27 protein-coding genes are annotated in these 24307 nt (G+C 52.2%); 18 read left to right on the top strand and 9 right to left on the bottom strand.

From position 1 onward, the window contains the following. Nucleotides 1-18: 18 nt before the first annotated feature. From cydB to acpS, 5 genes are all read left to right on the top strand, one after another. Nucleotides 19-1167 carry a cytochrome d ubiquinol oxidase subunit II gene (gene cydB / locus LDL70_RS04405; RefSeq protein ID WP_370637771.1) on the top strand — a complete coding sequence of 383 codons (1149 nt, stop codon included), beginning with the start codon at nucleotides 19-21 and terminating at the stop codon, nucleotides 1165-1167. Between the two features lie 33 nt (nucleotides 1168-1200). Continuing rightward, a complete protein-coding gene (gene cydX / locus LDL70_RS18040; RefSeq protein WP_370637772.1) occupies nucleotides 1201-1398 on the top strand; it encodes a cytochrome bd-I oxidase subunit CydX in 198 nt (65 codons plus the stop codon). Next, the gene (hemN, locus tag LDL70_RS04415) at nucleotides 1395-2732 is read left to right on the top strand and encodes an oxygen-independent coproporphyrinogen III oxidase (RefSeq protein WP_220159354.1); all 1338 of its coding nucleotides are present in this window, start codon (nucleotides 1395-1397) and stop codon (nucleotides 2730-2732) included. Before cydX ends, hemN begins: the two co-directional genes overlap by 4 nt. A gap of 488 nt (nucleotides 2733-3220) precedes the next feature. Then, nucleotides 3221-3802 (top strand): DUF2062 domain-containing protein, encoded by a 582-nt coding sequence (locus LDL70_RS04420; RefSeq protein WP_022711969.1) that lies wholly within the window; start codon nucleotides 3221-3223, stop codon nucleotides 3800-3802. Further along, nucleotides 3799-4197 (top strand): holo-ACP synthase, encoded by a 399-nt coding sequence (acpS, locus tag LDL70_RS04425; RefSeq protein ID WP_075654593.1) that lies wholly within the window; start codon nucleotides 3799-3801, stop codon nucleotides 4195-4197. The genes LDL70_RS04420 and acpS overlap by 4 nt, the downstream gene beginning before the upstream one ends. Nucleotides 4198-4233: 36 nt before the next feature. On the opposite strand, the gene LDL70_RS04430 is transcribed toward acpS, so the two are convergent. Continuing rightward, a complete protein-coding gene (locus tag LDL70_RS04430) occupies nucleotides 4234-4683 on the bottom strand; it encodes a GNAT family N-acetyltransferase (protein WP_221720876.1) in 450 nt (149 codons plus the stop codon). A 372-nt stretch (nucleotides 4684-5055) separates the two neighbouring features. Here LDL70_RS04430 and lepB point away from each other — a divergent pair, with 372 nt between their 5' ends. The 4 genes from lepB to recO all read left to right on the top strand — a co-directional run bounded on the left by lepB (nucleotide 5056) and on the right by recO (nucleotide 8448). Then, nucleotides 5056-5841 carry a signal peptidase I gene (gene lepB, locus LDL70_RS04435; RefSeq protein WP_022711972.1) on the top strand — a complete coding sequence of 262 codons (786 nt, stop codon included), beginning with the start codon at nucleotides 5056-5058 and terminating at the stop codon, nucleotides 5839-5841. A 54-nt stretch (nucleotides 5842-5895) separates the two neighbouring features. Further along, nucleotides 5896-6600, top strand: a complete 705-nt coding sequence (gene rnc, locus LDL70_RS04440) for a ribonuclease III (RefSeq protein ID WP_022711973.1) — start codon at nucleotides 5896-5898, stop codon at nucleotides 6598-6600. Nucleotides 6601-6765: 165 nt separating this feature from the next. After that, complete coding sequence (gene era, locus LDL70_RS04445; RefSeq protein WP_122010529.1) at nucleotides 6766-7710, top strand: GTPase Era; 945 nt, start codon at nucleotides 6766-6768, stop codon at nucleotides 7708-7710. Between the two features lie 12 nt (nucleotides 7711-7722). Beyond that, nucleotides 7723-8448: a DNA repair protein RecO gene (recO, locus tag LDL70_RS04450; protein WP_075654596.1), complete on the top strand. Its 726-nt coding sequence runs from the start codon at nucleotides 7723-7725 to the stop codon at nucleotides 8446-8448. Here recO and LDL70_RS04455 read toward each other — a convergent pair whose 3' ends face one another. Beyond that, nucleotides 8449-9681, bottom strand: a complete 1233-nt coding sequence (locus LDL70_RS04455) for an MFS transporter (protein WP_075654597.1) — start codon at nucleotides 9679-9681, stop codon at nucleotides 8449-8451. Between the two features lie 470 nt (nucleotides 9682-10151). On the opposite strand from LDL70_RS04455, the gene nadA reads away from it, so the two are divergent. Genes nadA through panB form a run of 6 tightly spaced genes read left to right on the top strand, consistent with a single transcriptional unit; the run spans nucleotide 10152 to nucleotide 15795 of the window. Then, nucleotides 10152-11228 carry a quinolinate synthase NadA gene (gene nadA, locus LDL70_RS04460; protein WP_225687431.1) on the top strand — a complete coding sequence of 359 codons (1077 nt, stop codon included), beginning with the start codon at nucleotides 10152-10154 and terminating at the stop codon, nucleotides 11226-11228. Nucleotides 11229-11238: 10 nt separating this feature from the next. Beyond that, a complete protein-coding gene (locus tag LDL70_RS04465) occupies nucleotides 11239-12804 on the top strand; it encodes an L-aspartate oxidase (protein ID WP_225687433.1) in 1566 nt (521 codons plus the stop codon). Beyond that, nucleotides 12804-13667: a carboxylating nicotinate-nucleotide diphosphorylase gene (nadC, locus tag LDL70_RS04470; RefSeq protein ID WP_225687435.1), complete on the top strand. Its 864-nt coding sequence runs from the start codon at nucleotides 12804-12806 to the stop codon at nucleotides 13665-13667. The genes LDL70_RS04465 and nadC overlap by 1 nt, the downstream gene beginning before the upstream one ends. 39 nt (nucleotides 13668-13706) lie before the next feature. Continuing rightward, the gene (panC, locus tag LDL70_RS04475; RefSeq protein WP_225687437.1) at nucleotides 13707-14564 is read left to right on the top strand and encodes a pantoate--beta-alanine ligase; all 858 of its coding nucleotides are present in this window, start codon (nucleotides 13707-13709) and stop codon (nucleotides 14562-14564) included. A gap of 17 nt (nucleotides 14565-14581) precedes the next feature. Next, nucleotides 14582-14974 carry an ASCH domain-containing protein gene (locus LDL70_RS04480; RefSeq protein ID WP_225687439.1) on the top strand — a complete coding sequence of 131 codons (393 nt, stop codon included), beginning with the start codon at nucleotides 14582-14584 and terminating at the stop codon, nucleotides 14972-14974. Nucleotides 14975-14985: 11 nt separating this feature from the next. Further along, nucleotides 14986-15795, top strand: a complete 810-nt coding sequence (gene panB / locus LDL70_RS04485) for a 3-methyl-2-oxobutanoate hydroxymethyltransferase (protein ID WP_225687441.1) — start codon at nucleotides 14986-14988, stop codon at nucleotides 15793-15795. Nucleotides 15796-15914: 119 nt separating this feature from the next. Here the strand turns inward: panB and LDL70_RS04490 are convergent, their stop codons facing one another. Genes LDL70_RS04490 through LDL70_RS04500 form a run of 3 tightly spaced genes read right to left on the bottom strand, consistent with a single transcriptional unit; the run spans nucleotide 15915 to nucleotide 18446 of the window. Continuing rightward, nucleotides 15915-16919: an NAD regulator gene (locus tag LDL70_RS04490; protein ID WP_225687443.1), complete on the bottom strand. Its 1005-nt coding sequence runs from the start codon at nucleotides 16917-16919 to the stop codon at nucleotides 15915-15917. Beyond that, nucleotides 16912-17532 (bottom strand): YfbR-like 5'-deoxynucleotidase, encoded by a 621-nt coding sequence (locus LDL70_RS04495; protein ID WP_225687445.1) that lies wholly within the window; start codon nucleotides 17530-17532, stop codon nucleotides 16912-16914. Before LDL70_RS04495 ends, LDL70_RS04490 begins: the two co-directional genes overlap by 8 nt. Beyond that, nucleotides 17532-18446, bottom strand: coding sequence for a folate-binding protein YgfZ (locus tag LDL70_RS04500; RefSeq protein ID WP_225687454.1), 915 nt, complete (start codon nucleotides 18444-18446; stop codon nucleotides 17532-17534). Before LDL70_RS04500 ends, LDL70_RS04495 begins: the two co-directional genes overlap by 1 nt. A gap of 129 nt (nucleotides 18447-18575) precedes the next feature. Here LDL70_RS04500 and LDL70_RS04505 point away from each other — a divergent pair, with 129 nt between their 5' ends. Together LDL70_RS04505 and LDL70_RS04510 are read left to right on the top strand one after the other, a co-directional pair. Beyond that, on the top strand, nucleotides 18576-19910 hold the full coding sequence (locus tag LDL70_RS04505) for a dihydroorotase (RefSeq protein WP_225687456.1): 1335 nt from the start codon (nucleotides 18576-18578) through the stop codon (nucleotides 19908-19910). A gap of 122 nt (nucleotides 19911-20032) precedes the next feature. Beyond that, a complete protein-coding gene (locus LDL70_RS04510; RefSeq protein ID WP_225687458.1) occupies nucleotides 20033-21013 on the top strand; it encodes a phosphatase PAP2 family protein in 981 nt (326 codons plus the stop codon). Here LDL70_RS04510 and LDL70_RS04515 read toward each other — a convergent pair. The 4 genes from LDL70_RS04515 to LDL70_RS04530 all read right to left on the bottom strand — a co-directional run bounded on the left by LDL70_RS04515 (nucleotide 20970) and on the right by LDL70_RS04530 (nucleotide 23235). After that, on the bottom strand, nucleotides 20970-21773 hold the full coding sequence (locus LDL70_RS04515; RefSeq protein WP_225687460.1) for a hypothetical protein: 804 nt from the start codon (nucleotides 21771-21773) through the stop codon (nucleotides 20970-20972). The genes LDL70_RS04510 and LDL70_RS04515 overlap by 44 nt on opposite strands. 103 nt (nucleotides 21774-21876) lie before the next feature. After that, a complete protein-coding gene (locus LDL70_RS04520) occupies nucleotides 21877-22134 on the bottom strand; it encodes a hypothetical protein (protein WP_022712213.1) in 258 nt (85 codons plus the stop codon). Nucleotides 22135-22365: 231 nt separating this feature from the next. Continuing rightward, complete coding sequence (locus LDL70_RS04525) at nucleotides 22366-22752, bottom strand: TIGR02301 family protein (RefSeq protein ID WP_225687462.1); 387 nt, start codon at nucleotides 22750-22752, stop codon at nucleotides 22366-22368. A 57-nt stretch (nucleotides 22753-22809) separates the two neighbouring features. Continuing rightward, complete coding sequence (locus LDL70_RS04530) at nucleotides 22810-23235, bottom strand: NUDIX hydrolase (protein ID WP_225687464.1); 426 nt, start codon at nucleotides 23233-23235, stop codon at nucleotides 22810-22812. A 91-nt stretch (nucleotides 23236-23326) separates the two neighbouring features. Here LDL70_RS04530 and LDL70_RS04535 point away from each other — a divergent pair, with 91 nt between their 5' ends. Next, nucleotides 23327-24124 carry an SOS response-associated peptidase gene (locus tag LDL70_RS04535; protein ID WP_225688385.1) on the top strand — a complete coding sequence of 266 codons (798 nt, stop codon included), beginning with the start codon at nucleotides 23327-23329 and terminating at the stop codon, nucleotides 24122-24124. The last annotated feature ends 183 nt before the right edge of the window (nucleotides 24125-24307 follow it).

Raw genomic sequence — 24307 nt, forward strand, 5'->3', positions numbered from 1 at the left:
GGCGAAAGGAGCAAGATAATGACAAATATTCCTTTAGATTATGAAACAATGCGCCTGATCTGGTGGTTGCTGCTCGGTGTTCTGCTGATCGGTTTCGCGATCATGGACGGTTTTGATCTTGGCGTGGGCACTCTGCTGCCTTTCGCGGCTAAAACCGATGAAGAGCGCCGTATGCTGGTCAATCTGATCGGCCCGACATGGGAGGGCAATCAGGTCTGGCTGATCCTCGGCGGCGGCGCGATTTTTGCCGCATGGCCTGCACTTTATGCGGTGTCGTTCTCCGGCTTTTATCTGGCGATGATTGCCATTTTGCTGGCGCTGATCCTGCGTCCTGTTGGTTTCAAATTCCGCAGCAAGGTGGAAAATACCGCATGGCGTTCCACATGGGACTGGGCTCTGTTTATCGGTGGTTTCGTACCGGCGCTGATCTTCGGTGTTGCTGTTGGTAATGTTCTGCTCGGTGTGCCGTTCCGTTTCGATAATGCGATGCGCATTTATTATGACGGCAATTTCTTCGGCCTGCTGACACCTTTTGCACTGCTGTGCGGTCTGGTCAGCCTGACCATGCTGGTAGCTCATGGTGCAACAGTTATTGTTGCCCGTGTTCCAGGGGTGGTTGGTGAGCGTGCCCGCAGCTTCGGCAAAATCGCAGCGCTGCTCAGCGTGGTTCTGTTTGCACTTGCCGGTGTGTGGCTGGCCTTTGGTATCAACGGTTATGTGGTCACTTCCGTGCAGGATGTTGCGGGGCCGTCCAATCCGATGCTCAAGACTGTGACAACCGGCTCCGGTGTCTGGCTGGAAAACTATACCAAACATAGCTGGATGCTGATTGCGCCTGTGCTCGGCTTTGCCGGTATGGCTCTGAGCTTTATCGCGCTGCATTGCCGCAAGGGTACGCTGGCTTTCTTGTGCAGCAGTGCCGGTATTTTCGGGATCATCAGCACAGCGGGCGTGTCACTGTTTCCGTTCCTGCTGCCAAGCTCGGTCATGCCAAATGCAAGCCTGACAGTGTGGGACGCATCGTCCAGCCATCTGACCCTGTTCATTATGCTCATCGCGACAGTGATCTTTCTGCCGCTCATTCTTCTCTATACCAGCTGGGTCTATAGCGTGATGCGCGGCCCGATTACTAAAGACAGTGTCGATAATACGCCTAATGCTTACTAACCCTTTGAAGAGTAAAGAAAAAGGAACAATGAAATGTGGTACTTTTCCTGGATCCTTGGATTGGGACTGGCCTCTTCCTTCGCAATTTTCAATGCCATGTGGTTTGAATTGCGCAATGACGTGCTGGTGCGCGCCCCGGCGCTTGCGCCGGAAATGAAAAACATGCCGGTTGCGCCGGAAATGAAACTGAACGAACAGGCAGCTGTTGCCGGTAAAGGACAAAAAGTATGACGGAGATTGCGGCAAGACATTATGCTTCTCTTGCCGTACCCCGCTATACATCTTATCCGACTGCCGCGGATTTCTCTCCGGCAGTCGGGAAAGATCAGTATGAGGCGTGGTTACGGCGTTTGAGACAGGGGGAACCGGTTTCTCTCTATCTTCACGTGCCTTATTGCCGTGACCTTTGCCACTATTGCGGCTGTCACGCCAAGATTGCGCGGCGTGATACCGTGATTGAGGCTTATGCCGATATATTGATCCGCGAAATTCGCCAAGCGGGACAATATCTGACTGAACGCCCGAAAGCCGTGCATCTGCATTGGGGCGGCGGTACGCCGAGCATTTTGGGTGGCGAGGGCATTGCCCGTATCACGCAGGTGCTGCGTGAGCAGTTCGATTTTGCGGATGATATGGAACATGCCATCGAGCTTGATCCGCGCAAAGTTGACAAGAAACTGTGCCGTGATCTGGCGCAGGTTGGTGTCAACCGTGCCAGCCTTGGCGTGCAGGATCTTAATGCGGATGTGCAGCAGGCCATTGGCCGTGTGCAGCCGATTGAGCAGGTTGAATCCGCTGTCAACTCGCTATGGCAGGTTGGCATAACCAGCCTGAATTTTGATCTTATCTACGGCCTGCCTTTGCAAACGGTCGCTACATTGCGTGAGACTTGCAAACGTGTGGCGGCATTCCGACCGAGCCGTATTGCCTGTTACGGTTATGCGCATCTGCCTGCGCGCCGTGCCAATCAGCGGCTGATTGATACCAGCCTGCTGCCTGATGCTGATGCCCGTTTTGAGCAAGCGCAGATCGTTGGTGAGACATTTATGGCTATGGGCTATGAGCCGGTTGGCATTGATCATTATGCCCTGCCGTCTGATGCATTGGCTGTGGCCGCAAAGGCCGGACAATTGCGCCGCAATTTTCAGGGCTATACGGATGATGACTGCCCGACACTGCTCGGTTTCGGTGCATCGTCTATCTCGCAGTTCCGCGAAGGATACACGCAGAATATTGCCGATATAGGTCAGTATAAAGCTGCGGTGCTGTCAGAACGGGCGCCGGTAACGCGCGGCTATGCATTTAACGATTCTGACCGCTTGCGGGCGCAGATCATTGAAAAGCTGATGTGTGATTTCCGTGTCGATCTGAATGATGTCGCAGCAGGTGTGAATTTTTCTGATGAACTCGCATTGCTGCGCCCGCTGGCCGCCGATGGTATCGTCACAGTGCAGGGTTCAGTGATTGTGATGGCGCCGGAACATCATTCGCTGGTGAGGCTCGTCGCAGCAGTATTTGATGAGTTCCGTAAGGAATGTGCACATAGTTTTAGTATGGCCATATAAAACCGGCCGGACTTCAGCATGGCCATCTGATTTTGGCCATGGAAAGAGCTTCGCATTAGCCGCGGGGGCGCGGGCAGATGCGGAGAGGGCAGAGACTGCAGGCTGAAGGGGTAAGCTTCAGCGCGGATTTTGCCTGCAAGAGGCATCGCCTGATCTGCCACGGGGGCGCGGCGGATCAGTGCGATGCTTTTTTGTACTCAAAAGCAGTGCAAATTATATGTAAACCTGTCTGATATTATTGGAAAAACTACATTTTCGCGGAACATATAACCCCGTCTCAAGACGCATTATTCAGGCGGCATACTACCTCTTGCCGCATTGCTGCTGTGCTTTCCTCATGCGATAACTATTTGAACTGTTAAAAAAGTCTTAATTCTCGTATAATTGAGATAGCTTCACGGGAGTTTCCCGCCTATGAAGCGAAGCAGTTATGTCTGTGCATCAATGCAGATATACTCAGATTTAGTTAAGGATGGTGGCAGAAAGTCATGTTGTTCAGACGCAGAGAACCCTTGAGTTACAGGGAGCGCCTTCGCACGATGATCTGGCCGCGCCGTTCTTTCTCGCGCTCAATGCGCTATATGGGCAAGCGGATCACCCGTATTACTGCCAGCCCGCATGCTGTTGCGGCAGGTCTGGCCGTCGGTGTTTTTGCGGCTTTTACCCCGTTCTTCGGCTTTCATCTCATTCTTGCGATTGTTCTCGCTTACCTCATTGCCGGTAATATTGCTGCCGCTGCGATTGGCACTGCACTGGCAAATCCGCTGACAATTCCGTTTATCTGGGGCGGCACCTATGAAGTCGGCCGGATGATCGTTGATGAAAACGGTCAGGCACAGGCTTTGCCGCTGACCCGAATTCTGGAAAGCGAAATTTTCAAGCAGATGAGTTTTGCTGAACTGTGGCAGCCGATTTTGAAGCCGATGCTGTTCGGTTCGCTGGTGCTTGGTCTTGGCTGTGCGCTGGCTGTTTATGTGGCAACGCGCTGGGCAACGATCAGCTATCGTCACAAGCGTCTGCAGCGTATTTCATTAAAGAAAAATCTGGCAGAGCAGGGCGCTTCCCGATGATTATTGGTATCGGCAGTGATCTGATTGATATCCGCCGCATTGAAAAAACACTTGAACGCCACGGCAGCCGCTTTACAGAGCGGGTGTTCACGGAGCGCGAACGTGCCAAGGCTGCAAGCCGCAAACGTCAGGCGGATACCTATGCCAAGCGTTTTGCCGCCAAAGAAGCCTGTTCCAAAGCTCTGGGTACCGGTCTGTCTCACGGTGTTTTCTGGCGGGACATGGAAGTGATTAATTTGCCCTCAGGTAAGCCGACGATGCACCTCACCAATGGCGCTGAAGTTCGCCTGCAATCCATGATGCCGGAAGGCATGAAGCCTGTTGTGCATCTGAGCATTACGGATGAATATCCGATGGCGCAGGCCTTTGTGATTATTGAAGCCGTACCTGCTTAAAAACAGCGCCCGCACGATCACGGGCGCTTTCGCACATCACAGCATTTTGCGATATTGAATGAAGCCGGATTTATCGGCAACGCGGTCATAGAGCACCATCGCATCCGTATTGGTCTCATGGGTCAGCCAGTAGACGCGTGAGCAGTCTGCTTCCGCTGCAGCTTGATAAACATGCTCAATCAGTGCACGGCCAAGGCCTTTGCCGCGAACATCCGGATTAACGTAGAGATCCTGCAAATAGCAGTAACCGCCTGTCGACCATGTGGAGCGGTGGCGGATATAATGTACAAAACCGGCAATCTTACCGTCAATAATTGCCAGTGCGCCATTCATAGGTTCATTCGCATCCAGCAATCTTTGCCAGCTTAAATCGGTGACGTTGTCAGCAATGCTGGTCTTATAAAAATCCTGATAGGCTTTCCATAAAGGCAGCCATGCTGCTTTATCCTGTGCTGTGAAGAGACGGATTTCCACTGGCTGAGACATGATTATGTTTATTCCCCTGCGTTTTGTGCAACGTCCGATCGTCGTTTTATAATGGCATTCGGGCGCTGATTTATGAACATTACGCCAGAGAATACATCATGTCTGTTTGATGATAACCAGAGCGATAGAGCCGGTAAATGCAATAATTTGAACAATTTTCAGGCTCAAAGCTGTCGGCATTTCAGTCGTGAATCGCAAACGAAAATATCAAGAGCCGGTATGGGCTTTTTTACTCAAAAACCGGCATAGGATGCGGGTTTTATGCAACGCAGGCGGGGCGCAGTCCTTTGAGTTGCGAGTTCATGATTGCTTCATGGCTTTGTAGAGGTTAAGAGTCGCACAATAAACGCGCAGAAGCGGAGAAAACCCAGCTTGTCTAACAAGAATGAAGTGAAAAAGTCCGGCGGTGTTGGTGAACTCGTCAGTATTATTGTGCAGGCTTTGCTGCTGGCACTTGTGATCCGTACCTTGCTGTTTCAGCCATTCAGCATTCCGTCCGGCTCGATGCGTCCGACGCTTCTGGAAGGTGATTATCTGTTCGTTTCTAAATATGCCTATGGCTATTCGAAATATTCCCTGCCGCTGTCACCGGATCTGTTTGAAGGCCGCATCTGGGGTGCTGAGCCGAAGCGCGGTGATGTTGTTGTATTCAAGCTGCCAAGCGATACCAATATTGACTATATCAAACGCGTAATCGGCCTGCCGGGTGACAAGATTCAGGTGCGCGACAGTGTTGTTTATATCAATGATGTGGCGGTACAGCGTGAGAAGGTTGGCGAGATTGCCAATCCTGACGTGACCGATGAAAACCGTCCGATTGAAGTCTATCGCGAGACATTGCCGAATGGCATTTCTTACGAAACGCTGGACGTGAACCCGAATGCTATGGGCGACAATACGCGTGTATTCGAGGTACCTGCCGGTCATTATTTCATGATGGGTGACAATCGCGATAACTCGCTGGATAGCCGCTATTCTGTAGGCTATGTGCCTTATGAAAATCTTGTTGGCCGCGCCAATGTGATCTTCTTCTCCATTTCCGGAAAATACAGCCCGCTGGAACTGTGGCGCTGGCCAACCAATCTGCGGTTCGACCGCTTGCTGAACTGGGTCGGAGCAACGGAAAATCCTAAATCCGTTGTAACGACAAATAACTGATGTGTGTTTTGACGAAATTAAACAACAATAAAGCTGCCGGTCAGGAGCCTGATAATGGTTTCTGATCGCCAGCGTATAAAAATACTGGAAGAAAAAACCGGTCATAGCTTTGTCGATCATGCGCGCCTTGAGCGCGCATTGACACATTCCAGCGCACGGCCGCAATCCGGTTCCAATTATGAGCGGCTGGAATTTCTCGGTGACCGCGTTCTAGGGCTGATTATTGCGGAAATGCTGTTTGCGGCTTTTCCCGATGCGCCGGAAGGTGAATTGTCCGTGCGCCTGAATGCGCTGGTCAGTGCTGAGGGCTGTGCATCCGTTGCCGATGAAATCGGTCTGGGTGATCTGATCGAAACCGGTTCCGATATCAAAAGCCTCAATGACAAGCGCTTGCTGAATGTGCGCGCCGATGTGATTGAAGCACTGATTGCCACGATCTATCTGGATGGTGGCTTGGAAGCTGCACGTGGTTTTGTGCTCAAATATTGGGAGCCGCGCTCCAGAGTGAGCGATGCGGCGCGCCGTGATGCTAAAACTGAATTGCAGGAATGGGCACATCAGCAGGGCAAACAGCAAGGCAAACTGCAACCTGTTTACCGCATTGTCAGCCGCACTGGTCCCGACCATGAGCCTGTCTTTGTGGTGGAAGTGGCAATTTCCGGTTTTCAGCCGGCAACCGGAACAGGACGTTCCAAACGTATTGCCGAGCAGGATGCCGCTGAAAATCTGTTGCACCGCCAAGGTGTCTGGCAGAAATAACTGATCTTATAAAGTTTCCGTATTTGCGCTAAACTTAAGCACATCCCGAAAAGTGGAAACCGGTTTTCGGAATAAGATGTGCGCTAAATTTAAATAGAGCTCGTTAAACCTGCGCAGGTTCTTCAGAGCATTTCCGATACAGCGCCTGGCTTAAAAGAGATAAAAATGACTGAAATCAACCATCCGCAGGGTGACAGCACAACCACAGCAGAAGCACAGACCCGTTCGGGTTTTGTGACGCTGATTGGTGCGCCGAATGCGGGCAAATCCACTTTGGTGAACCGCTTGGTCGGCACTAAAGTGTCGATTGTGACCCATAAGGTACAGACCACCCGTGCTCTGGTGCGTGGTATTATCACTGAAGATCAGACACAGATCGTGCTGGTTGACACACCGGGTATCTTCAAGCCGAAGCGCCGTCTTGACCGCGCTATGGTCACAACCGCATGGGGCGGTGCTCGTGATGCTGATCTGGTGCTGATCCTGCTTGATGCGCAGGGCGGTCTGAATGAGTCTGCTGAGGCTTTGCTGACCAGCCTTGAAAACACGCATCAGAAGAAAATTCTGATCCTCAACAAGGTGGATCGTGTTGATCCGCCAAAGCTGCTGGAACTGGCACAGGCTGCCAATGAGAAAGTGAAATTTGAAAGCACTTTCATGATCTCGGCGCTGAATGGTTCGGGATGTAAAGATCTGCTGAAATATCTGGTTGCCCAAATGCCTTACGGCCCTTGGTATTATCCGGAAGATCAGATTTCCGATATGCCGATGCGCCAGCTTGCTGCGGAAGTGACCCGTGAGAAGCTCTATCTGCGCTTGCATGAAGAATTGCCTTATTCCTCGACGGTAGAAACCGAAAAGTGGGAAGAGCGCAAAGACGGTTCGGTGCGTATCGAACAGGTTGTTTATGTCGAGCGCGACAGCCAGAAGAAAATTGTTCTCGGCCATAAAGGCGAGACGATTAAGGCAATCGGTCAGGCATCCCGCAAGGAAATGTCTGCTATTCTCGAGCAGCCGGTTCACCTGTTTCTGTTTGTGAAAGTGCGTGACAACTGGGGTAATGACCCTGAGCGTTATCGTGAAATGGGTCTGGAATTCCCGAATTCCTGAGGTTAACTGATTATGGAGTGGCGCGACGAGGGCATCATTCTCGGCACAAGACGGCACGGCGAGAGCAGTGCCATTGTGGAGGTGATGACCCGTGCCCATGGCCGCCATATGGGTGTGGTGCGCGGCGGCCGCTCCAAGCGTATGCAGCCGATGTTGCAGGTCGGCAATCATGTTTCACTACATTGGTGGGCGAGGCTCGATGAGCATCTGGGGTCTTACCAGATTGAACCTTTGAGCTTTTCCGCAGCGCGGCTGATTGATTTGCCGGTTGCGCTGTTCGCTATTCAGCTGGCCGCAGCGCATTTGCGCCTGCTGCCGGAGCGCGACCCGCACGAAAATCTCTATGAAACATTGCAGCTCTTGCTGGAGCATTGTGACACGCCGGTTGCTGCCGGTGAACTGTTGCTGCGTTTTGAACTGATGTTGCTGGAAGAGCTGGGCTTCGGCCTTGATCTCAAAAGCTGTGCCGCAACCGGCGGCACCACTGATCTGATTTATGTCTCGCCGAAAAGCGGACGAGCCGTATCCCGCGATGCCGGTGCACCTTGGGCAGACCGGTTGCTGGCGATGCCGGAATTTGTTTGCAATTCCCGTGTCAGAGCCGAGACTGTGCCGGATATTTGTACGGCGTTTAAACTGACCGGCTTTTTCTTTACCCGTCATGTGTGGGAGCCGCGCGGGCAGCAACAGCCGGAGTCGCGCTCCGGCTTTATTTCTGCTTTAAATCGGGCCGCTTAATCAGGCTGCCGCGAGTACAGGACGCTGCACGGCTGTTTCGCGGATCGGCAGATGGATAAGCGCCGCAAACAATCCGAGAATAATGCTGAGCCACCACACCGCATCATAGCTGTTGTAAATCTGGTAGAGCGTGCCGCCCAGCCAGACACCAATGAATGAGCCAATCTGGTGCGAGAAGAACACCATGCCGCCCAGCAGGCCGAGATGGCGTGTGCCGAACATTGTGGCGACAAGACCATTGGTCGGCGGTACGGTCGAGAGCCAGAGCAGCCCCATAATGGCCGAGAAGATCAGAACACTGGTGCCGGACTGCGGTAACAGAATAAAACCGGCGACGAGTATTGAGCGTAGCAGATAGATCAGCGCCAGCATTTTCGGTTTGGAATGGGTCTGCCCGAGGAAACCTGCACCAAGTGATCCGATAATGTTGAAGAAACCGATCAGCGCGAGCCCCCAGACCGCATAATGCTTATCCACGCCGATATCGGAAATATAGGCCGGAAAATGCGTGGTGATGAAAGCCACCTGAAAGCCGCAAACAAAGAAACCGGCAGTCAGAAACAGATAGCTTTTGTGGCTCAATGCTTCTTTGAGCGCCTCGGCAACAGTTTGCTTGGCACTGTTGTCCGGCATCCGTGCATTAGAGGCATTGCCGCGCAGCGGAATGGCCAACAGCGGCACTAGTAGCATAGCAACGCCAAGCCAGACCAGTGCATCTGACCAGCCGAAGCGTTCAATCAGACCCAGCGAAATCGGTGCAAAAGCAAACATACCCGCAGAACCGGCAGCAGTGCCCAGACCAAAGACCAGACTGCGCTGCTGTGCGCTGACGTGGCGGGCAAAGGCCGAGAGAATAATCCCGTAAGAACCGGCGGCAACACCAAGGCCAACCAGCACACCGCCGCCGATATGCAGGGCAATCGGGGCATCCGCATGTGCCATTAATAACAAGCCGGAAGCATAGAAAATGCCGGACATCAGCAAGACGCGCCATGAACCGTATTTATCGGCAATCATGCCGAAGATTGGCTGACCGGCACCCCAGAACAGGTTTTGCAATGCCATAGCCAGACCATAGGTGCTGCGATCCCAGCCCTTGTCCCCGATGATCGGCAGCTGGAAAAAGCCCATTGCCGAGCGCGGGCCAAAGGTCAGAAAGGTGATGAGACAACCGGCGATAATGATCAGCCAGGGCATGGAAGGGCTTCGATAGTCTTGCGAGCGAGTGGACATGCTGTGCGTTCTTTCAGCGGAGATGCCGGTAAATCTATTGTGTAATAGTGATTACAATATTTTTTTTGCGCTTGAAAGAGGTTTGAGTGAGAATGCTTCATCCGCTTATCTTATTAATTGATTTTGCTGTGTTTTCAAAATTTCTGGTGATTGGGTTTTGCGCTGTCCGAATAAGTTGATGATTAATTTTACTCACTTTGAGCAAAATAATTTCTTGTCATGAAACTGTAATGGGAATAAAGATTCGCGCCACGGCATTGAGCAGTTTCAGGAGAAGTGTTTACGCCTTCGCGGGGAAATCAATTCGCCGGATTGATTTCTAATCCCGCTTCGATCCGTCCGAAACTGCGTCTAGGAAATGACCGTCTTTTTCTTTCTGATTATTTATACTCACTTTGAGTATAAATAATCGAATGGCGGTTAAGGGGAAAAGGAGAGGGCAGCTTTAGTGCTGCTTTATGAGGCAGATTATGACGATAGCCACCACAAAAGAGAACCTGAATAAAGGTGAAATCCGCAGCGCAGCAGAACGTTTTGGCGTTTTGGAAATGCCGTCTCTGGACTATACACCGGAGATCGCTGCAGAAACCGAACATCTCTATCAGCGCGTGGCGCATCATATTCCGCGCATCGAGTGGCCTGCTTATGCGCCTTATGTGGCGGCGATCAACCGTATCAAAAAACAGCGCAACGCCGTAATTCTTGCCCATAATTATCAGACACCGGAAATTTTCCATTGTGTGGCGGATATTGTCGGCGACAGCTTGCAGCTGGCGCGCGAGGCTGCCCGTGTCGATGCCGATATTATCGTGCAATGCGGCGTGCATTTCATGGCGGAAACCTCAAAACTGCTCAGCCCTGAAAAGACCGTGCTGATACCGGATATGAAGGCAGGCTGTTCGCTGGCGGAATCCATCACCGGTGCCGATGTGCGCCTGCTGCGTGAAACCTATCCGGGTGTGCCGATTGTCACCTATGTCAACACTTCTGCTGATGTGAAGGCCGAGAGCGATATTTGCTGCACCTCTGCCAATGCTGTGCAGGTGGTGGAGAGCTTCGGTGTTGACCGCGTGCTCTGCATTCCTGATGAATTTCTGGCGCAGAATGTTGCGGCTCAGACTTCCGTGAAAGTGCTGACATGGAAAGGCCGTTGCGAGGTGCATGAGCGCTTTACAGCGGATGAGTTGCTGGCGTATCGCGCCGCCGATCCGTCGGTGCAGATTGTTGCCCATCCGGAGTGTCCGCCGGAAGTGGTGGCGGTGGCTGATTTTGCCGGTTCCACCAAAGGCATGATTGACTATGTGCGCGATAATCGTCCGGCCAAGGTTATGCTGGTAACCGAATGCTCGATGGCCTCCAATATTGCAGCGGAAGTGCCGGAAGTGGAATTCGTCAAACCGTGCAATCTTTGTCCGCATATGAAACGCATTACCCTGCCGAAAATTCTCGACACGCTGGTGAATATGAGCGGTGAGGTTCTTGTCGACGCAACAATGGCTGTCAAAGCACGGCAGGCTGTTGAACGTATGATTAATCTGAAAAACTGACGGCGTGACGATGAGCACGAAACCCAGTCAGATTATACCCAATCAGATTATAATTGTCGGCGGCGGGCTGGCAGGGCTGTTTTGCGCCCTGCAGCTCAGCCCTTTGCCGGTCACTGTGATAGCAGCTGCGCCCATCGGGCAGGGCGCATCTTCCGCATGGGCACAGGCCGGTATTGCTGCGGCTGTGTCATCCGATGATACAGTGGAAAGCCATGTAACGGATACGCTGATCGCCGGTGACGGTATTGTGGATGAGGATGTTATCCGCATGATGGCCTCTTCGGCCTCAGATCGTGTGCACGACCTTCTCGAACTCGGCGTGCCGTTTGACCGCGATCTGGCCGGTCATTTGCAGGTGTCGCGCGAGGCAGCGCATAGTCATAACCGTATTGTGCGCGTGCGTGGTGATATGGCTGGCCGTGCGATCATGCAGGCTCTGGTTGCCAAAGTGCGGGAAACGCCGTCCATCATACTGATCGAAAATGCTTCGGCTTATCAGCTGATTTCGGATGCTGATGGTATCAGCGGCATTACTATCCGCCGTACAGATGGTTCCGACCAGATTTTACCTGCCCGTCAGGTGGTAATTGCCAGTGGCGGTATCGGTCATCTCTATCAGGTGACCACCAATCCGGCTGAGGCCAGCGGTTCCGGTATTGGCATGGCGGCACAGGCCGGTGCGCTTTTGGCGGATATGGAATTTGTGCAGTTTCACCCGACAGCGCTGGATGTGAAGGCCGATCCGGCACCTCTGGCAACCGAGGCTCTGCGTGGTCACGGCGCGCATCTCGTCAATAAAGCCGGTGAACGCTTTATGCTGCGTCACGATCCAGCTGCGGAAATGGCGCCGCGCGATGTGGTCGCACGCGGTATTTATGAGGAGGTGATGAGCGGTCGCGGTGCTTATCTCGATTGCACCAAGGCAATCGGTGAGAGTTTTGCGCAGGAATTCCCGACTGTTTATGCCTATTGTCAGGCGGTCGGTATCGATCCGGCGCATGATCTCATCCCCGTTGTGCCTGCAGCGCATTATTTTATGGGCGGTATTCTCACGGATATGGATGGCCGCACGACGGTTAAAGGGCTGTGGGCTTGTGGTGAGGCGGCTTCTACCGGCGCACATGGTGCCAATCGCTTGGCATCAAATTCTCTGCTTGAGGCAGTGGTGTTTGGCGCGCGGGTAGCCGATGCGATCAGGCAAGTGCCGCAGGAGGAATGTGCATCGCAATCCGTTGTGCAGGTTCTGCCTGCTGCAAATAAAAAGGATTGCACTGAGGCCATGCAGCAATTACGGGCGGTGATGAGCCGTAGTTTCGGCGTTATCCGCAGGCAGGATCAGATGCTACAGGGGCTGAAACAAATCCGGCAACTGGCACAGGATAATCATGATCCGCTATTCGCCAACTGTTTGGCGACTGCCGAAGTTTTGGCCGTATCGGCTTTGGCTCGCAAGGAAAGCCGTGGCGGTCATTATCGCAGCGACTATCCTGAAAGCTCGGTCATCTGGCAACATCGCTCGATGATGACTTTGCAAGATGCCCAAGAGACTTATCAAAAATTAGCGGAAACTGCCTGATGAAAACTGCTTATCCTTCTGTTCTGCCTCGTCCGCTGGTTGAAGAGGCTGTGCGCCATGCGCTGCTCGAAGATCTGGGACGTGCCGGAGATATTACCAGCCATGCCACGATTGCCCCTGAAAAACAGGCAACAGCGATACTGACCAGCCGTGAGGACGGCGTTCTTGCCGGTCTGGATTTTGTGCGTGCCGCTTTCGCACAGATTGATCCGTCCTTAGATGTTTCGATCGCTGTTACTGATGCGACCCGCATCAAAGCCGGACAGGAAATTGCCCGTATCAGCGGCAATGCCCGATCCATTTTGTCGGCTGAACGTGTGGCGCTTAATTATCTGATGGTTCTGTCCGGCATTGCGACTTACACGGCACGTTTCGCGGACAAGATTGCCCATACGCAGGCGAAAATCTGCGACACGCGCAAAACCATGCCCGGCATGCGTTCATTTGCCAAATATGCGGTGCGATGCGGCGGCGGTGCCAATCACCGTTTCGGTCTTGATGATGCGGTGCTGATTAAAGACAATCACATTGCCGTTGCCGGCGGGGTTAAACAGGCGATTGAAGCTGCCCGCAGCTTTGTCGGGCATCTGGTGAAAATCGAGGTTGAAGTCGATACGCTGGAGCAGATGGCAGAGGCGCTCTCTGTGCAGGCCGATGTGATTCTTCTTGATAATATGCCGCCGGAAACCCTTGTTAAGGCAGTGGAAATTAATGCCGGGCGCGCAAAACTTGAGGCGTCGGGCAATATTAATTTCGACACCGTGAAAGCCGTTGCCGAGACAGGTGTCGACTATATCTCAACCTCGAAAATCACAATGTCTGCACCGACGCTTGATGTCGGGCTGGATATTATCATCACTTGATGAGATAGAGTGCGCACTGGTTTTTCAGGGGATGATGATATGCAACTGATCCGCACAATTGCAGATTTACGCACGGCTTTGAGAGCCGAGCGTAGCCGTAGCAAGAGCATCGGCTTTGTGCCGACGATGGGCTACCTGCATGTCGGCCATCTCACCTTGGTGAAAAACAGCCAACAGCATTGCGATGTGTCTGTGGTGTCGATTTTCGTCAATCCCACGCAATTCGCGCCCAATGAAGATCTGGCACAATATCCGCGTGATCTGCCTCGTGATCTGAAATTACTCGAAGAGCAGGGCTGTGATTATGTTTTCGCGCCGGATGTGAATGAGATGTATCCGGACGGCAGCGGCAAAACCTCCACTTATGTTGATGCTGGAGAGCTTTCTACCATTCTGATGGGAGCATTACGTCCGCATCACTTCCGTGGTGTGGCTACGGTCGTGAGCAAGCTGTTTAATATTGTGCAGCCGGATAAGGCCTTTTTCGGTGAGAAAGATTATCAACAGCTCGCTGTTATCAAGCGTATGGTGACTGATCTCAATCAGCCGGTGGATGTAATCGGTGTGCCGACCGTACGTGAACCGGATGGGCTGGCCTGTTCATCGCGCAACAGTCTTTTGAGTGCTGAAGACCGTGCCGCTGCTGTTATCCTGCCGCAGGCGATGCAACTGGCTCAGACATTTGTAGATCAGGGCGAGCGTTCAGTTGCTGCATTGCGCCATGCTGTTGTCGGTAAATTGCAGCAGGAACCGCGCGGTGAAATTGAGGCCGTGGATATCCGTGATGCAGAAACACTGGCTGAAACAGCGGAGCAGCTCACCGCACCGGCAGTGTTGCTGCTGACTGTGCGTTTTGGCAAAACCCGCCTGATCGATCAGCATGTGCTGCGCTTTTAAAACTGAGCGAGAGTGCCTTGAAAATCAAAGCTCTGTCTGTGGTTGCACCTTCCGGAATTCTTATTGCGCGTGGCGAGAAAACACTGGAAGTCCGCCGCTGGTATCCGGATATCACACCGGATGAGGATCTGCTGATTATCGAAAACCGGCATTATCTTCGTCAGGACGGTGAAGAAGATCCGGATGGGCATGCTGTTGCTTTAGTGCGAGTGAAGGCTGTGCGGACATTCGAACGAACGGACATCGCTGCGGCCCGCGCTTCTTACTATGAGCATGGTTGGTTGGCGTGGGAGCTGACAGATATACGTCCGGTATTATGTGATCAGAAGGTGATCGCAGCCAGAGGTATTTATCAGGTTGAGTTGGACGATGTGTTGTTGACGTCCGGCACGCTTGAGCAGGAAGAGTAAGGGAGAGAGCCATGAGTGTTCAGAAGCAAATCCGCCGTATTACCGTGCCGGAAATCCGTGCCCGCAAAGGCGGCGTGCCGCTGGTATCACTCACGGCCTATCATGCCCATACGGCTGCGATTGTTGACCGCTATGCGGATTTTATGCTGGTGGGTGACAGTGTCGGTATGGTGATGCATGGCATGGATTCAACCATCGGTGTGTCTCTGGAAATGATGATTATGCACGGGCAGGCGGTGATGCGCGGCTCATCCCGTGCGCTGGTCGTGGTGGATATGCCATTCGGCTCCTATGAGGAGAGTCCGCAAGTTGCGTTCCGTAATGCGGCGCGGATCATGGCAGAAACCGGTTGTGGTGCGGTTAAGCTTGAAGGCGGTGTACAAATGGCTGAGACGATCAGCTTTTTGACCAAACGCGGCATTCCGGTGCTGGCACATATCGGTCTGACCCCGCAAGCCGTGCATGTGATGGGCGGCTATAAAGTGCAGGGGCGCGATCAGGCACTGTGGGATTTCATCAAGCAAGATGCGCAGGCCGTTGCTGATGCCGGTGCTTTCGGCATTGTGCTGGAGGGTATTGTCGAGCCACTGGCGCGTGAGATTACGGCGCAGGTTGCGGTGCCGACCATTGGCATCGGCGCATCAGCGGAGTGCGACGGGCAAATTCTTGTGCTGGAAGATATGCTTGGCCTCAACGACAAGCCTGCCAAATTTGTCCGCCAATATGGTGCCATTGGTGCAGCTATTGACGAGGCGGTGAAAGCCTATGCAGAAGATGTGAAAAGCCGCAGCTTTCCTGATGAGCGGCATATTTATCGCTAGAGCATTTCCAGCAAAAGTGCGTAGCGGTTTTGCGTGGGATAATGCGACCACCAAATCTCTGAGCATTTCCAGCAAAAGTGCGTAGCGGTTTTGCGTAGGATAATGCGAAATACTAAAGTTTACCGCTGAGACAGCGTTACCTTTAAGCCCGGAGCAGGGCGCTCTTCCAGAACCGCACGGCGGAAACGGTAGAGCGCAGCCGGTCTTCCGCGTTGCTGGCTGAGGCTGACACCGGTCGGCTCAACCAGTTCGGCATTTTCCACCAGACGGCGGAAATTCTGCTTATGCAGATGACGGCCGGAGATCGCTTCAACAGTTTCCTGTAATGCTGTGAGGGTGAAACAATCGGGCATCAGCTCAAAGATTACCGGACGGTATTTCAGCTTGGCACGCAGGCGGGCAATTGCGGTTGCGAGAATGCGGCGATGGTCGAACACCATGGCTTTGCCGGTATGACGTTGCAATTCGTCCAGCTGTGCGCTCGGGCTGACTGTGCCGTCAATAGTTGCTTCCCGCACCAGGCCGGCTTCATAAAGCAGTTCGTAGCGTTCGAGTACGCGCTCCTCATCCCATTGAATACCATCGGTGCCAAAGGCAAGACGCAAACGGGTCAGGCGTGGTAGCTGATGCAGATCATAGGCCGGATGGCTGCGCTTGTCGCTCTGCGCCCATTCACGTAAGGCGGGGATAATAAGCTGGTCGATGAGTGGCGGCTTACCGCTGCGCCAGTCTTCCCAAGGCAAAAAATCATACCAATATTGCCAGTCATTTTCTGGCTGCTCGCCATTCTGACGTGTCAGTGCCAGATAGCCGACAGAAATCACATGGGTGTCATCGGTCGGCATGGCAGATTTGGCACGGCCACGGTCGCCGAATGTATAAAGTTGCTCTACATAGCCGAGGCGCAAGGCCGTTTGCGCTTCAACCCATAGCCGCAAACCCATTTCTAATGTGCGGTGTTTCAGCGGATCAAACCGCCCGTAAGGGAGCGAAAGCGCGGCAGATACTTCATGGGCTGCGGGCATTTCATGGTCGTCAGAGCAGAGAATAACCGGACGGTTATTGTTGATTGTAACAACTGCAGCACTCAAACCCACCTCAACGACAGCGGAAACATCAGCCATGAATTTGTGTCTCCAATGCGTTGAATCGGTTGATAAAAGCCTGTTCTATCTCTGCGGTTGGCCTTGGTGATAAATCAAAGTGACCGGCATGGAAACCACGCGGACGACCGAAAAACTCTGCGGCCTCTGATGTGCTGAAACCGGCCAGTTCGGTTGCTTCAAAATAAGCGGAAACAATGTCGGCTTTCTTAATCGCTTTTTTTAAAACTGCAGGCACGGTCGCGGGTAAAGAAAAGCGCAGATGAATGGCTGTTTCCAACCGCGCTTCAATCTGTTTATAGGCACCGCCCATCACCGCCTTGAAGGGCGAGATCATATCGCCGATCACATATTCCGGTGCATCATGCAGTAAGGCCAGCAGCTGATGCTGCAAAGGAGCAGCCGGATTTTGCTCGCGGAAAATCTGTTCCACCAGCAGCGAATGTTGCGCTACGGAATAAGCATGATCCCCACGGGTCTGGCCGTTCCAGCGGGCAACACGCGCCAGCCCGTGGGCAATATCACTGATTTCAATATCCAGCGGTGACGGATCAAGCAAATCCAGCCTGCGGCCTGACAACATACGCTGCCATGCCCGAACCGGTTTTGTTTTAGAGCCGCCGGATATTGCCATTAGTCTGCTGCCCCTTCAGGGAAAGTGAATTTAGCATAGGCAGGAATTGTCAGGCTGACCTCTGTTTCACCGGCGAGCAGCGGAATGTTTTTATCCATTGCGTCTTTAACGCGATCGATGCGAACCAGAGCGAGTGCATTGCTGCCATTGACACTGCGCAAGGTGCCAACCTCTTTGCCACCGGCAGTAATAGGCGTGTCCGATGCGGGCAGATCGGCCTGCGCCGTCACCTGCAAAATCCGGCGTCGTGCAATGCCGCGATGTTGCATGCGGGACACGACTTCCTGTCCGACGAAGCAGCCCTTCTTGAAGGATACACCGCTGAATTGCTCGAAATTAATATCATGCGGGAAAACATCATTCATGATGAAATCCGCACCGCCTTCGGCAATACCATAGTGAATACGCAAAGCTGCCCATGCATCGCGATCAGATTGCGTGGCGGGGGAGGCGCTGCCGCTCTCAGCATAATGACGCAGGACATTCGCTTCTTCAGGGAAGCGCTCATCGCGCACGGCCTGATAGCTCTCAAGGCTAATTGAATCACTTTCTGAACTGCCTGAATCAGTTTTCCAGCTCAGTCTGATAATTGATTCATTTAAAACGATAATTTCCGCTTTGGCACGCAGGCGATAAAGCGTGAGACGCTTGGCAAAAACCTCTGCCACATCCTTCGCAATATCAATGCGGAAGCCATCCTCAATACGCGAGATCAGAAAATCGAACTGGATTTTACCCTGCGGACTCAGCAATGCCGAAACACGCAGAACGCCGTTTTCGAGGGAGGTCAGATCAGCTGTGAAAATGGATTGCAGAAATATTTCCGCATCGGGACCACGCACGAGAATCTGTGTGCGGTCGTCGAGATTTCCGGTTGGTCCGGTAAACAGAGTTAAAGGTTCTGTCGTTGTCATATCAACTTTCCGGTTTATAAAGCAGTGCAGATGCAATTATCTTGATATTCATCGCTTTGTTACGTAAGCCGCATTGCGAGTAATCGCAAGTCAGGAACAGCGAGTTATCGCAAGACAGGAGAGCCGCGAATGACCACAACATTCGATACGATTTTTAAAGGTGCAACGGTCGTCAATCATGACGGCAGTGCCGTTCGTGATATCGGCGTTAAAAACGGACGCATTACCGCTATCGGTTCCCTGTCAGAGAATGCCGCAGGCGAGGTTATTAATTGCACCGGCCTGCATATTCTGCCAGGCGTTGTGGACAGTCAGGTGCATTTCCGCGAACCGGGTCTGGAGCATAAAGAAGATTTGCAGACCGGTTCGCTTGCAGCTGTACTTGGCGGCGTGACCTCTGTTTTCGAAATGCCGAATACCAAGCCGTTGACCACTTCGCCGGAAGCGCTGGCCGATAAGGTAAAGCGCGGTACACATCGCATGCATTGCGATTTCGCATTCTGGGTTGGCGGTACACGCGACAATGCCAAAGATGTGCCTGAGTTGGAGCGCCTGCCGGGCGCTGCGGGTATCAAAGTGTTTATGGGCTCTTCAACCGGCGATCTGCTGGTGGAAGATGATGAAGGTGTGGCTTCCATTCTACGCAATACGCGCCGCCGCGCAGCATTCCATTCGGAAGATGAATTCCGCCTGCGTGAGCGCGAAGGTCTGCGTATTGAAAACGATCCGTCTAGTCATCCGGTCTGGCGCGATGAGATTGCAGCATTGACCTGCACCCAGCGTCTGGTGCGTATTGCCCGTGAAACCGGTGCGCGCATTCATGTACTGCATATTTCGACTGCGGAAGAAATTGAATTCCTGAAAGACTACAAAGATGTGGCGACCTGTGAAGCGACACCGCATCACCTGACGCTGTCTTCGGAAGACTACAAAACACTTGGCAATCTCATTCAGATGAACCCGCCGGTGCGCGATGCACGTCATCGCGATGGTATCTGGCATGGTATCGGGCAGGGTGTTGTCGATGTTCTCGGTTCTGACCATGCGCCGCATACTCTGGAAGAAAAGCAGAAGCCTTATCCGGCATCGCCATCCGGCATGACAGGTGTGCAGACACTGGTGCCGATCATGCTCGATCATGTGAATGCCGGTCGCCTGTCGCTGGAACGCTTTGTTGATTTGTCATCACATGGCCCGAACCGTATTTTCGGCATGTCCCGTAAGGGGCGCATTGCAGTCGGTTATGATGCGGATCTGACGATTGTTGATATGAAACGCAGCGTTACGATCACGCATGAACAGGCTGGCTCTAAAGCTGGCTGGACACCATATCATGGCAAGACAGTCACCGGCTGGCCGGTTGGTACTATCGTGCGCGGTCATAAAGTGATGTGGGAAGGTGAGATTGTTAATCCTGCACTCGGTGAACCGGTAGAGTTTATCGAAGCGCTCCCAAGAAATTAAAAAAGCTCGCTTTACAGAAAATTATAAGAGACCGCATTATCCGATAATGCGGTCTTGTGCATTTTAGAGTGCGCTTCTTTAGATTTACGACTGATCAATGAGTTTGTGTGTATTGATGCAGTATGAAAACACAATCGTCTGTCCTGCATCATTATTTTCGTCCTGTAGAGTTGGCTCTGCTGGGGGTCATTCTTATTACGCTGCTTGCAGATGCCGTTCTGCTTCTGAGTTCAGGGCAGAAAGTATTTTACTTCGCTTATAGCGGACAGCTTATCTTTGCTGCATTGATGTTCGGATTGAGTTTCATATACCGCTGGCGCGGGCGTAGCGAGCGCATTGCCACTGTTACGATGAGCACTGGCTTGTTTATGATTTTTACTTCGGCAATGGCACTGCTGAATTATTTGTTCCTACCCAATTTACGCCCGACACTTGATCTTTGGCTTGTCTCACTGGATGCCAGCCTTGGCTATAACTGGGTGGACGCTGTGACATGGAGTGTCAGCTATCCTTTGGTTAATGATATTCTAGGCTATGCTTATTTGTCTAATCTCTATCAGATCGTTATCCTGATAATTTTACTTGGTTTCAGCGGGCGTATTTATGCCTTGCACGGTATGATTTTGACCCTGACGCTGAGTGGAGCTGTTACCGTCCTGTTCTGGATACTTTTTCCCTCGATCGGGCCGAGTGCGTTATTTCCGTTGCCTGAAAGTGTGATTTCAAAATCTCAGCAGATTGTAGGGACTGCATATGGCAAGGAACTAACTGATCTTCTGTATAATGGTACAGCAATGATTATGCCGAATGATGCACGCGGACTGATTTCATTTCCGTCTTTTCATACGGTTATGGCGCTGGCGGGCATGTGGTATTCCCGTTCAGTCAAGTGGCTGTTTCCGTTTTTCCTGCTTTTGAATTTGGCAGTACTACCAGCCGTCTTGGTTCATGGCGGACACCATCTTGTTGATATACCGGCAGGTATGGCTGTTTTTGCTCTGTGTGCATGGGCAACAGAGCGTTTTCAGCAACGCTTTGACAGACAGGGGAAAGCGATCGTCAGTCGCCGGCTACAAAAAACTTCCATGAGCCATCCGGCGTAATGCCGAGACGGTAGAAAATATAGGCACCGACGCCCTTCATTTCTTCAAAATCACCGGCAGTTACAATCTGATACAGCTCAACCATCTGCCGGTCGTCCAGCTTGTCCAGCGGGTAGGCGAAGAAATACGGCCAGACATAAACTTCATTCGGTGTACCGGCATCGAGATGCGCATAGCCGGATTCGAGAAGATCTACGAGAATAGCCAGCAATTCCTGACCATTGCTGTCGCCGGAAAGGCTTTTGAGAAATTCCAGCGGTGTGCCGTCATATTCACCGAGTGAAAGCATCGGGCTGGTTTCGCCGCCGTCGCCGAGCAATGGTTTCAGCGCGTCAATCTTTCCTGCTTTGGCAATATCGAGAATTTTCTTGCGGGTGTCCTGCACAGCTTGCGGAAGCTTGGAATAGTCATAGGAGACTTCCGGAATCTTACCTTCCGGTGAAACATGCGGACGGGTAATATCGCGTTCCGGATTGCCGTTTTCTGTGGCTGCGCCGGATTCAGGCGCTCTGTAGGTTTCAGTAGGCACCTGACGCAACGGCCCCGGTAAAGGCACCTGCGCCGGATTGACCTCTTCGTCTTCACCGGCAGGTGTTTCGCTCAATGCTAAAATTTGTGGTTTTCCGCTCAGTGTTCCGGCGGAGGCCGGTACTGAGACTGATGCGGCAATCATGGCCAGAGCCAGACCGGAGAGGAAAGACGTGCTCAGAAATTTATCTGAGCTGAGTTTGCTCGGCCAGTGGCGGGATGAAAGCAACATCAGAAACTCCGGAAGAGAAATATATATTCAAAATAAATGTTTACGGCATCCTGTAGCACAAATTATGACGGATGCCGACCGTGGCCGGAAAATTACTGCAGAATTACTGCAAAATACGGTTGGGCAGAAACTCACCGGCAATGATCTGCTCGCGCAATTTATCGAGCAGGCCAAGCGCCGCATCTTCGCCTGTGCTGCGCAGAAGTTCGGTCAATGCATTGGCAAAAGCAGCCTCTGCGAGAATTTCCGGTTCAATGCCTTCTGAAATCCCGTCAGCCCAGGCTTCATGCTGATATTCGATCGCCGCCTGTTTTTTCTCATGGGCAATCAATTCATCGAGGTCTGTCGGAGCATGATTCATTAAAATATCACCTTGGCTTTATGCCGTTGGACACTGCATCGCAGAAGACGGACAGGACTTAGCTAAAGAAAGTGCTGTCATAGAGCCATTCAGAGCAGAAACGACTATCTGAAGACCGTTTCTTACACCATCAGCCGACGCATCACCATCAATAATTTAATCTCTTGTTAACAGATTGCGATGGTTTGTGAATGGCAGATTTCGCCTTTATTGCAATGAATGAAGTTTTGGTTAATTGCCGTAATGGGCAACCAGTCCTTCAGAGAGCTTTTCACCCTGCAATTTAAACCGGTCGATTGCTTTCAGCGCCTGATCGGTACATTGGCTGTAATTATCAGCATAGCTGCGATAGTTGTTGTTAAAGGCTGAAACCAGATTTTTACGTCGCGTTTCATCTGCTTTTTCAGCTGTGAGCAATTCATTCATCTGATCGCGCCAAAGACTGGTTTTGTCGCCGCAAAGATTGCTCAAATAGTGGAGGGAGCCGAGGGTGCCTGCCAGCTGGATCATCTGGCTTTCATAGGGCGGGCCGCTGGTTTCCTGTGTTTGTGCCTGTGTGGAAAGAGCGGAAACAGAAAATCCTGTAACCAACAGGAAGCTAACAAGAAATCTGGTCATATATATACTCCGCGCCTTCACTATAAATTGTGCAGTAATCAGGCTGTTTCAAGGCGCTCAGCCTTCTTCCTGCAGAATACGGCGAGCAAAAGCCAAAGTGCTGACGGTCACAATATGCTGCAGCATATCCTCAACTGTCAGCCAGTGCAGCGAAACAGCATCATCACCGGCCTGTTCCTGTCCGCTGAGGTCATAAGCGCGGAAAATGCAAAGATTATAGACCTTGCCGTAAAGCCCTTCCTGAGACAGATCAATTGTATCAACCAGCCGCAGGCGGCTGCAGTGCAAGCCGGTTTCTTCTGTGAGTTCACGCCGTGCGGCCTGTTCGGCATTTTCTCCGGCTTCAATCCCGCCACCCGGAAAAGCGAGTGAACCTTTGAGTGGCTCCTTGCCGCGTTTCACCAGCAGGAAGCGGTTCTCCTTACGGCAGATGATGGAGGCACCATGGGCGATGAGCGGGTGTGGGGAAATGTCCTGTATCATAGAATGAGTGGTAAAAACCTGCCCGCAGATTTGCAAGCTTTGTTTATCAGGTATCTTGACCTTTACGGTAAAACTCGCAACACCAAACATTATGTGTGGACGTTTTGCATTACTGGCAACAATTGATGAGGTGGAGGCGCAGTTCGGCGTGATTGTCGATGAAGCCTTTCCACCGCGCTATAATATTTCACCGACCCAACCGATCATGATTGTGATGAATGGTGAAACACCGGCACCCGGCAGCAACAGGCCGGATCGTATTGTAATGCTGGTACGTTGGGGCTTTGTGCCGTCATGGACAAAAGACCCGCTGAACTTTCCGCTGATGATCAATGCCCGTTCCGAGACGGCACATGAAAAGCCGTCTTTCCGCACGGCGATGGAGCACCGGCGTAGCTTGCTGCCGGTAACGGGGTTCTATGAATGGCGTAAACTCGGTGACGGCAGAAAACAGGCCTATTGGATACGCCCGCGCCATGGCGGAACCATTGCTTTTGGTGCGTTGATGGAAACATGGGTGAGCGGTGACGGTTCGCAGATGGATACGGCAGCCATTCTGACGACGGCCTCCAATCATGCATTATCGCATATTCATGACCGCCTGCCGTTGGTGATTCATCCTGAGGACTATCAGGAGTGGCTGGATTGCAAGCGCAACCGTGCCAAGGATGTGCAGCATTTGCTCAAACCGGTGCAGGATGATTTTTTCGAGGCGATTCCCGTCTCTGATAAGATCAATAATGCCCGTTATTTTGGCACAGATGTGCATGAGGTGGTGGAAGAACGGACAGTTTCCCAGGAACCAGTCGTCAAAAAACCGGCTAAACCTAAAAAGCCTGCTGTCAAAAAGAAAACAGATGACAATGATGACCAATTCAGTATGTTTTAATTAATTCTTTCAAAAACATAACCTAAAGCGCATCCCGAAAAGTGGTTGCCGGTTTTCGGATAGGATGCGCGTTGATGTAAAGTTTGCATCCCGACAAGTGGTTGCCGGTTTTCGGGTAGGATGCGCGTTGATGTAAAGTTTGCATCCCGAAAAGTGGTTGCCGGTTTGCGGATAAGATGCGCG

Source organism: Pseudochrobactrum sp. XF203, assembly GCF_020341615.1.
GTDB classification, from domain to species: Bacteria; Pseudomonadota; Alphaproteobacteria; order Rhizobiales; family Rhizobiaceae; genus Pseudochrobactrum; species Pseudochrobactrum saccharolyticum.

Coding starts and splice junctions, on each gene's coding strand:
- cydB (WP_370637771.1), top strand. CDS start 19: ATGACAAATATTCCTTTAGATTATGAAACAATGCGCCTGATCTGGTGG.
- cydX (WP_370637772.1), top strand. CDS start 1,201: ATGTGGTACTTTTCCTGGATCCTTGGATTGGGACTGGCCTCTTCCTTC.
- hemN (WP_220159354.1), top strand. CDS start 1,395: ATGACGGAGATTGCGGCAAGACATTATGCTTCTCTTGCCGTACCCCGC.
- LDL70_RS04420 (WP_022711969.1), top strand. CDS start 3,221: ATGTTGTTCAGACGCAGAGAACCCTTGAGTTACAGGGAGCGCCTTCGC.
- acpS (WP_075654593.1), top strand. CDS start 3,799: ATGATTATTGGTATCGGCAGTGATCTGATTGATATCCGCCGCATTGAA.
- LDL70_RS04430 (WP_221720876.1), bottom strand. CDS start 4,683: ATGTCTCAGCCAGTGGAAATCCGTCTCTTCACAGCACAGGATAAAGCA.
- rnc (WP_022711973.1), top strand. CDS start 5,896: ATGGTTTCTGATCGCCAGCGTATAAAAATACTGGAAGAAAAAACCGGT.
- era (WP_122010529.1), top strand. CDS start 6,766: ATGACTGAAATCAACCATCCGCAGGGTGACAGCACAACCACAGCAGAA.
- recO (WP_075654596.1), top strand. CDS start 7,723: ATGGAGTGGCGCGACGAGGGCATCATTCTCGGCACAAGACGGCACGGC.
- LDL70_RS04455 (WP_075654597.1), bottom strand. CDS start 9,681: ATGTCCACTCGCTCGCAAGACTATCGAAGCCCTTCCATGCCCTGGCTG.
- nadA (WP_225687431.1), top strand. CDS start 10,152: ATGACGATAGCCACCACAAAAGAGAACCTGAATAAAGGTGAAATCCGC.
- LDL70_RS04465 (WP_225687433.1), top strand. CDS start 11,239: ATGAGCACGAAACCCAGTCAGATTATACCCAATCAGATTATAATTGTC.
- nadC (WP_225687435.1), top strand. CDS start 12,804: ATGAAAACTGCTTATCCTTCTGTTCTGCCTCGTCCGCTGGTTGAAGAG.
- panC (WP_225687437.1), top strand. CDS start 13,707: ATGCAACTGATCCGCACAATTGCAGATTTACGCACGGCTTTGAGAGCC.
- panB (WP_225687441.1), top strand. CDS start 14,986: ATGAGTGTTCAGAAGCAAATCCGCCGTATTACCGTGCCGGAAATCCGT.
- LDL70_RS04490 (WP_225687443.1), bottom strand. CDS start 16,919: ATGGCTGATGTTTCCGCTGTCGTTGAGGTGGGTTTGAGTGCTGCAGTT.
- LDL70_RS04495 (WP_225687445.1), bottom strand. CDS start 17,532: ATGGCAATATCCGGCGGCTCTAAAACAAAACCGGTTCGGGCATGGCAG.
- LDL70_RS04500 (WP_225687454.1), bottom strand. CDS start 18,446: ATGACAACGACAGAACCTTTAACTCTGTTTACCGGACCAACCGGAAAT.
- LDL70_RS04505 (WP_225687456.1), top strand. CDS start 18,576: ATGACCACAACATTCGATACGATTTTTAAAGGTGCAACGGTCGTCAAT.
- LDL70_RS04510 (WP_225687458.1), top strand. CDS start 20,033: ATGAAAACACAATCGTCTGTCCTGCATCATTATTTTCGTCCTGTAGAG.
- LDL70_RS04515 (WP_225687460.1), bottom strand. CDS start 21,773: ATGTTGCTTTCATCCCGCCACTGGCCGAGCAAACTCAGCTCAGATAAA.
- LDL70_RS04520 (WP_022712213.1), bottom strand. CDS start 22,134: ATGAATCATGCTCCGACAGACCTCGATGAATTGATTGCCCATGAGAAA.
- LDL70_RS04525 (WP_225687462.1), bottom strand. CDS start 22,752: ATGACCAGATTTCTTGTTAGCTTCCTGTTGGTTACAGGATTTTCTGTT.
- LDL70_RS04530 (WP_225687464.1), bottom strand. CDS start 23,235: ATGATACAGGACATTTCCCCACACCCGCTCATCGCCCATGGTGCCTCC.
- LDL70_RS04535 (WP_225688385.1), top strand. CDS start 23,327: ATGTGTGGACGTTTTGCATTACTGGCAACAATTGATGAGGTGGAGGCG.